This is a genomic window from Massilia sp. DJPM01 (assembly GCF_030348125.1).
In the GTDB taxonomy this organism is placed as follows: domain Bacteria; phylum Pseudomonadota; class Gammaproteobacteria; order Burkholderiales; family Burkholderiaceae_D; genus Telluria_A; species Telluria_A frigida.
In genome coordinates this window covers 1-6008 of sequence record NZ_JAQOZV010000112.1, presented here as the reverse complement: position 1 = coordinate 6008, position 6008 = coordinate 1, and the positions used below count along the sequence as shown (strand labels likewise).

Annotated in this window: 5 protein-coding genes; 3 read left to right on the top strand and 2 right to left on the bottom strand. The window is 61.4% G+C overall.

Translation table 11 applies throughout. The features are described from left to right. Window positions 1-90 precede the first annotated feature (90 nt). A complete protein-coding gene (locus tag PO883_RS33480; RefSeq protein WP_289313639.1) occupies window positions 91-531 on the top strand; it encodes a hypothetical protein in 441 nt (146 codons plus the stop codon). 39 nt (window positions 532-570) lie between these two features. On the opposite strand, the gene PO883_RS33475 is transcribed toward PO883_RS33480, so the two are convergent. Continuing rightward, window positions 571-1986: a DHA2 family efflux MFS transporter permease subunit gene (locus PO883_RS33475; protein ID WP_289313640.1), complete on the bottom strand. Its 1416-nt coding sequence runs from the start codon at window positions 1984-1986 to the stop codon at window positions 571-573. A 439-nt stretch (window positions 1987-2425) separates the two neighbouring features. Between PO883_RS33475 and PO883_RS33470 the strand changes: the two genes are divergently transcribed. Then, complete coding sequence (locus PO883_RS33470) at window positions 2426-3172, top strand: SDR family oxidoreductase (RefSeq protein ID WP_289313638.1); 747 nt, start codon at window positions 2426-2428, stop codon at window positions 3170-3172. A 186-nt stretch (window positions 3173-3358) separates the two neighbouring features. Further along, a complete protein-coding gene (locus tag PO883_RS33465) occupies window positions 3359-5779 on the top strand; it encodes a penicillin acylase family protein (protein WP_289313637.1) in 2421 nt (806 codons plus the stop codon). A 25-nt stretch (window positions 5780-5804) separates the two neighbouring features. Here the strand turns inward: PO883_RS33465 and PO883_RS33460 are convergent. Beyond that, on the bottom strand, window positions 5805-6008 hold a 204-nt coding region (locus PO883_RS33460; protein WP_289313636.1), incomplete at its 5' end, for a hypothetical protein.

Genomic DNA, 6008 nt, shown 5'->3' with positions numbered 1-6008 from the left:
TGAGAAAGCCCCACCAGCCAAGCGCGCTCAATCGCGTTTTGTGCAGGTGGGGTTTTTTTTCGCCCATCCAAATCCCTTCATGGAATTCTGATGAATTTCGATGATATTCCGCTAGAGAGCGTCTTTCGCGCCAACTGGCTTGCCGATCTGCCCGGCCTGATCGTCTTGAAAGTGGAAGTGATCGCCTACCTCCACGCTCAGTGGCGGCGACCGAAATCAAGTCCGCGAAATTCCTGGTCCTGCCTGGCACTGGTTTCTTATACCAGTGACGCAATTCCCGGCCGGATGCTGGCTCCCATCTACAAAGTTGGCCGCCGCGATGCCTGGAGCCTGCCGGAGATCGAGTGCGGGGATCGCCTCATCCCCCTCGACCCGGGCTATCGGCGTTTTTCTTCGCACCCAGGCACGGAACAAATCGATGAATTGGTCACCGCACTCGAGTTCTATAATCTCGCTTTAGATGAGGAAACGATCGAGTCGTCGTATGTCGTGCGCGATGGCGCAATGATGCCTCCCGCGCCCGGCGCCTGAGCCGGGCGCTCAGGAAAAAACGCCGCCGGACCGCCGCGCTTAGCGCTGAAGCTGGAGCGCCGTACCGCGGCTGATGCTCTCGCCATCGTTCTGGTGCAAGCGCCAGAAGGTCAGCGACGAGATCACGGTAATGATCGACAGCGTCGCAAAACCATGATGCAACGCGCTGATGACCATCGTGCGGTCGGTCTGCGGCACATCGCCCAGGAACCAGGCGGTAACCAGCGATCCGGCGGCCAGCCCGAAACTCATCGACAGCTGCTGGAATGAACTCGACATCGTGCTGGCCATGCTCGAATCCTGATCGTCGATGTCGGCATACGCGAGTGAATTCATGCACGAGAACTGCAGCGAATTAAAGAATCCCTGGGTCAGCCCGAGCATCACGATCAACACCAGCGGCGTGCCGGCGCCGATGAAGGAAAACAGGCCGATCGTCAAGCCGATGCACACCGTATTGACCACCAGGATCTGGCGATAGCCGAAGCGCTGCAACAAACGTTGCGACACCAGTTTCATCGCCATCGCCGCGATGGCGGCCGGCATCATCAGCAAGCCGGATTTCCATGCCGGAAAACCTAAGCCCACCTGGTACAGCAGCGGCAGCAGGAAGGGCATGCCGCCCAGTCCCAGCCGCGTCAGGAAACCGCCGACGACGGCAATGCGAAAAGTGCGGATGTGAAACAGCGACAAGCGCAGCAGCGGGAATTTCCTGCCTCGTGCATACAAGGCGTACGCGCCCAGCAAGCCGAGCGAGGACCCCAGCATGGCTGCGGCGGTCACGGGCGCCAGCGTATGTTCGCCGAAGATTTCCAGAAACCAGGACAGCATCGCGGTTCCCGAACTGAACAGGATCAGGCCGACCACGTCGAGCGGCCGCCGCTGTGCCGCGCGGTAGTCGGGCATGTAGCGGAACACCAGGAATAGCGCGACCAGGCCGACCGGCACGTTGATAAAGAAAATGTAGCGCCACGACACCCAGTGCACGACCAACCCGCCGATCGTCGGTCCCAGGAGCGGGCCGATCAGCGCCGGAATGATCACGAAATTCATCGCGCCCAGCAGCTCGGACTTGGGAAAGGTACGGATGATGGCGAGGCGCCCGACCGGCATCATCATGGCGCCGCCGAGGCCTTGCAGCAAGCGGGCGGCGACCATCATCGGCGCGGTGACCGCCATGCCGCACAGCACCGATGCGATCGTGAAAACCACAATGGCTACCGCGAACACGCGCCGCGTGCCGAAACGGTCCGCCATCCACCCGCTGACCGGAATGCCCACGGCCAGGCTGAGGATGTAACTGGACACGATGGATTTCAGGCTGAGTGGACTGACGCCCAGGCTCGCCGCGATGCTCGGTACCGCCGTGTTGACGATGGTTGCATCGAGCTGTTCCATGAACAGCGCAGCGGCGACGACCCAGGGCAGATAGGTCTTGACGGAGGCTTGACTCAGAGCATCCTCGCATCGGCATATGGTGGGTTAACGGAAGATCGCGCCTGCGCGCATTCCTCGCGCCAGTCGATCTTGGTCTTCGCCGTCAAACCCATTCCCCGTCCCCAGACAATCTACCGGCAATGCTGCCGGTTTTTCTTATTATAAATTCTCCCGATGCGGTGAGCACCGGCCTGCGCGCACGCCATCGCCGGAGGTCCGCAGCGACATGCAGCTCGACGAATATTACACCTAACGAAAGCATGAAATATTTCTTTTTCTCATCAATTAAAGGCCTGCGGATGAAAGTGGGACCGGCATGTTCCCAGCCGCGTCGCATACCTGGCGCCGTGGCATGTACGCCTTGTAGAAATAGGCAATCAGCCGATAGTCCTGTGTATTTCCGTGCATGCCAGTGGTTTGTAAGATGCGTCACCTGTCCGACATTCAAGGAGACCCCATGTCCAGCCACCACCATCCGCACCAGAAAGTTGTACTCATTACCGGCGCCAGCAGCGGCATCGGCGCCGCCACCGCGCGCTTGCTTGGACGCTACGGTTACCGCCTGGTGCTCGGTGCGCGCCGCGCCGACCGCCTCACCGCCCTGGTCGCCGAGATCCGCAACGAAGGCGGCGCAGCCGAAAGTTTCGCGATGGATGTGCGCAGCCTGGAAGATGTGCAAGGCTTCGTGGCCTTCGCGCTGGACGTGTACAAGCGCGTTGACGTGCTCGTCAACAATGCCGGAGTGATGCCCTTGTCCAGGCTCGATGCACTCAAGGTCGACGAATGGAATCACATGATCGACGTGAATATCCGCGGCGTCCTGCACGGCATCGCGGCCGCCCTGCCGCTGATGCAGCAACAGCGCTCGGGCCAGTTCATTAACATCTCGTCGATTGGCGGCCATGCAGTCAGTCCCACGGCCGCTGTGTACTGCGCGACCAAGTTCGCGGTGGGCGCCCTGTCGGAAGGCTTGCGCCAGGAAGTGGGCGGCGACATTCGCGTGACCGTCATCTCGCCGGGCGTGACCGAGTCGGAGCTGGCGGAAACGATTTCCGATCCGCTGGCGCGCGAAGCCATGCGCGACTTCCGGCGCATCGCGATCGCACCAGCGGCCATCGCCAGTGCCATCCGCTTTGCCATCGACCAGCCTGCTGACGTGGACGTGAGCGAAATCATCGTGCGTCCGACCGCCAGTCCGTACTGAGCCGCTGCGGGCTTGCGGCGCAGCGCTGGCTGCGGCAGGACGGGGACGTCATCGCATTCAAGCGCGACCGATGCCGCCGCCTGTGGCACAGCTTTCCTTTGTTGACTCCACTCAATACGCTTCAAGCCGGCGTTCGTACGATTGCCTGTCGGTCATCCCGGCCGGCGACAGTCAAAGGGAGTCATCATGAGACGTGTATTTTCGGATTTAGTTCACCAACATCGTAAGGTGTCGACTGCCCTGGCGGCAGGCCTGGCCGGGCTCGCGATGGGGGGCTGCGGGCGCAGCGACGAGCCAGCTGGACTGGGGACGGCGGCCGGTCCCCAGTTCCGCGCTGAACTGGCGCGCACGTCGCACGGCATCGCCCATGTACGCGCAAGTGATTTTCGCGGCATCGGCTACGGGCTGGCCTATGCCTATGCCCAGGATAATGTCTGCATGTTCGCCGATACCATCCTCACGGTACGCGGCGAGCGCTCGCAATTTTTCGGCGCCGATCAAGCGGCAACGCCGGCGCGCGGCGGCGAATATGGCGCCAGCAGCGACTTCATGAAGCTCAACAACGAGGACAGCGACTTTTTCTTCAAAGGCTATCTCGATGCGGAGCAGTTAAAGGCGGGATATGCCGCCGGCAGCCAGGAAGCGCGCGATTTGCTGGCCGGTTACGCGGCCGGCTATAACCGTTATCTCAAGGAGTATGCCGGCCGCTATCCCGCCGCCTGCAACAAGGCGCCGTGGGTCAGGCCGATTGCGTATGGCGACATGATGCTGGTGCTCGCCGAGAAAGCGCTGCACGCGTCCGGCCAGGTATTCGCGCGGGAGATCGTCGATGCCGCGCGCGATAGCGGCGCTTCGCCGGCGGACAAGTCCCAAGTCGCGGCGGTCAGCGATATCGGCTTCCTCGAGCGCAGGCTTGCGCGCCTGAGCAGGGAGCAATTGGGGAGCAATGGATTGGCACTCGGCAAGGATGTCACGGTGAGCGGGCGCGGCATCCTGCTCGGCAATCCGCATTATCCCTGGGCCAGCACCGACCGCTTTTATCAGGCGCACCTGACGATTCCAGGGCGTTACGATGCCATGGGGGCGATCCTGGGCGGCATTCCCATTATCGTCATCGGCTTTAACAAGGACGTGGCGTGGACGCACACTGTTACGCGCGCGGTCCATTTCACGACCTTCAAACTGGCGCTCGATACGCGCGATCCGGGCGGCACGACATATCTGTACGATGGCGCTCCCACCAAAATGAGCGCCAAAACGGTGAGCGTGGACAGCCTGCGGCCAGATGGCAGCATGGGCCGGCGCAGCAAGACCTTCTATTTTACGAAGCAGGGCGCGGTGCTGGTGAAACCGGATGCGGGCATTACCTGGTCGCCCAATGCGGTGCACGTGCTGGGCGATGCGAATCGCCACAATACGCGCCTGATCGAACAATGGATCGGCGTAGGGAGCGCCAAAAATGTCGGAGAGATGAAGGCGTCGCTCGACACGATTGTCGGCCTGCCGTGGGTGAATACGATGGCGGCCGACCGCGATGGCAATGTCCTGTATGCGGATGCGAGTGTCGTGCCCAGGGTTGGGGCGGAGATGTTCGCGTCCGATTGTTTTGTGCTGCCGCAGCTATTGATGTTCGACGGCTCGCGCCGGGCCTGTGGGTGGGGCGACGATGCGCGGGCGCCTGCGGGCGTTTTCTCGCCGGTCCAGGCGCCATGGATGACGCGCACCGATTATGTCGGCAATTCCAATGACAGTTACTGGCTCTCGACGCCGCGCGCTTTGCTGACCGGGCCGGCGCCGTTCGGCTACTCGCCGCTGTACGGGCCGACCGGCGTGGCGCAGATGCTGCGCACGCGTATCGGATTCAGGCAGCTTGAAGATGCCCTGGCAGATAACCGGCGGCTGCGGATGAGCGACGTGCAGGAGCTGGCGTTTGCCAATCGCGTGTATGCGGCGGAATTGATGCTCCCGGAATTTCTGCCGCTGTGCGGTGCTTCCATCGATGCCATCGTGGCGCAAGCCTGTCGTGTATTGCGCGCCTGGGACAGGCATGCCAATCTCGATAGCCGGGGCGCGGTCCTGTTTCGCGAGTTCTGGAACCGGGCGTCGCTCGTTGCTGACAAATGGGCTGTCCCGCTGGACCCGGCCGATCCGGTGAATACCCCGCGTGGGCTCGCTCCTGCTGCGGGGCCTGCCATGCTGGTCGCCTTGAAAGAAGCGGCGCAGCAGATGCAGGCCTTGGGCGTTCCGCTGGACGGACGGCTGGGTGACTACCAGAGTGATACGCGCAAGGGCATACGCGTACCACTGCACGGGGCGATCGGCGATATCGATGGCTCCTACAATTCCATCCATATGGAGACGCCGCTGCAGGCGGACGGCTATCACCAGGTTGCATGGGGTACCAGCTACGTGCAGACGGTGACGTTCGATGAGGCCGGGCCGGTCGCGCATGCGATGCTTCTGTATGGGCAGTCTGTCGATCCGGCGTCGCCCTACCATGCCGACCAGTTACCCTTGTATTCGCAGAAAACCTGGCCCTTGCTGCCATTCACGGCAGGCAGCATGCGGGCCGATTCACGTTACTCCGTGACGACATTATCAGAATAGGCCTTGCCACCGCAGGGAGGCTTTGCTATAGTTCGCCTCCCCGCTGATTCAGTAGCGAAATCAAGTAGTTGCAGGACAGATCAGGGGCGTTTTGAAAGAAGCGAAGTAACAAAAAGAGGTTGACGAGAAACGCGAAACGCTGCATAATCTCACCTCTCTGCTGCAACGAACACAACGCTTCGTACCATGCGGCAAGATGGAAGTACAGAATAAGTTCTTTAACAATTAA

What these genes read in the sequence shown, in the direction of transcription:
- PO883_RS33480 (WP_289313639.1), top strand. Translation starts at nt 91, where the DNA reads ATGAATTTCGATGATATTCCGCTAGAGAGCGTCTTTCGCGCCAACTGG.
- PO883_RS33470 (WP_289313638.1), top strand. Translation starts at nt 2,426, where the DNA reads ATGTCCAGCCACCACCATCCGCACCAGAAAGTTGTACTCATTACCGGC.
- PO883_RS33465 (WP_289313637.1), top strand. Translation starts at nt 3,359, where the DNA reads ATGAGACGTGTATTTTCGGATTTAGTTCACCAACATCGTAAGGTGTCG.